Origin of the sequence: Protofrankia symbiont of Coriaria myrtifolia (assembly GCF_900634755.1) — a bacterium.
Lineage (GTDB): Bacteria > Actinomycetota > Actinomycetes > Frankiales > Frankiaceae > Protofrankia > Protofrankia coriariae.
Window position 1 is genome coordinate 26,005 of record NZ_CAAAFS010000161.1, and the last position, 2,337, is coordinate 28,341.

Consider the following 2,337-nt stretch of genomic DNA (forward strand, 5'->3'; position numbering starts at 1 on the left):
GGCTGGGGCGCGAGTGCCTCGGATTCCTCGCGTTCCTCGGGTTCCTTGCGTCAAGGCCCTCGCGTAGCCCGTCCGCGAGGGTGTGGAACGACCAGATCGTCAGGACGATGATCAGCCCGGGCCACAGCGGCGCGAGCGGGTCCTCCCACAGATGGCTGGTTGTCACCGCGAGCATGCCGCCCCAGGTCGGCGCGGGAGGCTGGCTGCCCAGGCCGATGAAGTTCAGGCTCGAGCTGGTGAACACCGCGCCGCCCAGCGTGATCGAGGTGGTGACAGCGATCGTCGGCAGGACCTTGCGCCCGACATGCCGGCGGATGATCCACCATCGGGAGGCGCCCAGCAGGGCGGCCGACTCGACGTACTGGGTGCGGCTGAAAGCGAGCGCCTCGGCCCGGACGATGCGGAAGAAGCGTGGCGCCATCAGGAACCCGATCGCGATGACCAGCGCGGCCGGGCCGTTCGAGAACAGCCCGCCGACCGCGACCGCGAAGATCACGGTGGGCAGTGTGAGCAGCGCGTCGACCGTCCGCAGGGCGGCAAACGCGGACCAGCGGCCGAGCAGGGCGGAGGCGATGCCCGGCAGCACGCCGAGCAGGGCGCCGAGGGCCACCATCGCCACGGCGCTTAGGATCGTTTCGCGGGTGCCCGCGACGAGCCGGCTGAGGGTGTCCCGTCCCAGGTAGTCGGTTCCCAGCCAGTGGCCTCCACCGGGAGCGGCCAGGGCCGAGTCGAGATCCTGGGCGAACGGGTCGTGGGGGGCCAGCGTCTCACCGGTCACCGCGACCGTGAGGATCACGATGATGAACAGGCCCGCCGCCCGGGTGGGCAGCGAGGAGAAGACGGCCCGCAGGGCGTGTCTCATCGGCGCTCCTCCCTGGTGGCCGGCCGCAGCCGGGACAGCAGCGTGTCGACGGTGATGTTGGAGATCAGGACGAACGCGACCGTCACCAGCAGCACTCCCTGGATGACGGGCACGTCATGGCTGGTGGCGCCCTGCAACGCGTATCGTCCGATCCCCGGCAGGCCGAACACCGTCTCCACGACGACGGCCCCGCCGAGCAGGTCGGGCAGTTCGAGGCCAAGCGTGGCCAGGGCGGGCCCGGCGGCGTTGCGCAACGTGTGGCCGAACAGGATGTGGGCCGGGGACAGCCCGCGCAGCCTTGCCCCGACGACGTAGTTCTCCCCGAGCGCGCTCACCAGGGAGGTGCGCAACTGCCGGGCCACGACGGCGCCGGGCAGCAGGCTGAGCGCGAATCCCGGCATGATCACATGGCGGAGCCAGTCGAGGGGATCCTTCGCGATCGGCACGTACCCGCTCGCTGGCAGCCATCGCCAGGTCACCGCGAACAGGACGACCAGCATGACCCCGACCAGGAACACCGGGACGGTGAGCGCGAGCGAGGACACCGCCGTCACCAGTCGGTCGACGACGCTTCCCCGCCGCACCGCCGCCGCGATACCGGCCGCGGCGCCGAATAGCACGGCCAGCACCACGGCGACGCTCACGATCGACAGGTCGACCGCGAGCCGCTGCCCCAGGCTCTGGGCGACCGGGATGTCGGAGAAGTACGACCTGCCGAGATCCCCGCTGACGGCGTCGCCCAGCCAGCTGAAGTACTGGACGACGAAGGGGCGGTCGAGCCCCCACAGGTGCCGCAGCTCGGCGACCTGTTCCGGGGTCGCGTTCTGGCCGAGTTTCTGCGCGGCCGGGTCGCTGGGCGACAGGAAGGTCAGGGCGAAGATGACCAGGCTGCTGACCAGTGCCATGATCACCAACGTGGCCAGCAACGCCGCCACGCGGCGGACGGCGGGCAGGAGGACCCTGGTCGCTCCCGCCCGCCGGCCCCGCGGGCCGAGTGTGATCTCGGTCATGGGATAGCGGGTCCGCCTACGCGGCCAGCCGGACGCCCTCGAGCCGTGGCGAGGTGAGATACCCGACCAGGCCCGTCAGCTTCTTCGAATGGGCGAGCAGCCAGGGCTGGGAGAACACCAGGACATCCGAGCCCTTGGTAGCGGCTATCTTCGTGGCCTCCTGCAGGGCGGGGGCGTAGCCCGGGTCGTCGATCGGGAACCGGGCGACGTTCTTCAGCGCTTCGGTGAGTGCCGCCGGGTCGTAGCTGCTGTACTGCGTGGCGGTGGTCGTGAGCTGCTGGGCCGGGGCCTCGCGGCCGAAGGTCCCGCTCAGCAGCAGGCCGACCTCACGCTTGATGTAGAAGCGTTCGGCGACCTGCCCGAACGGGATTTTTTCCAGTTTGACCGTCAGCCCGATCGCCTCGAACTGGGCCTGCAACAGCTGGGCCTCCTCGCGGTGTGGAGGGTTCCCACTTTCGTGGACAG

At 70.3% G+C, this 2,337-nt stretch carries 2 protein-coding genes and 1 pseudogene; all 3 read right to left on the bottom strand.

Annotated elements, in window-relative coordinates; all coding sequences use genetic code 11:
• Positions 1-862: ABC transporter permease (locus CM1CMNOD_RS08930; RefSeq protein WP_165490458.1), on the bottom strand; the 862-nt coding region annotated here is incomplete at its 3' end.
• Complete coding sequence (locus tag CM1CMNOD_RS08935; RefSeq protein ID WP_013873339.1) at positions 859-1,872, bottom strand: ABC transporter permease; 1,014 nt, start codon at positions 1,870-1,872, stop codon at positions 859-861. The genes CM1CMNOD_RS08930 and CM1CMNOD_RS08935, both read right to left, overlap by 4 nt.
• 16 nt (positions 1,873-1,888) lie before the next feature.
• A pseudogene (locus CM1CMNOD_RS21655) lies at positions 1,889-2,337 on the bottom strand (hypothetical protein); the annotation flags it as partial.

Excerpts from the sequence above, each read along its gene's own strand:
- CM1CMNOD_RS08935 (WP_013873339.1), bottom strand. The coding sequence starts at position 1,872 with ATGACCGAGATCACACTCGGCCCGCGGGGCCGGCGGGCGGGAGCGACC.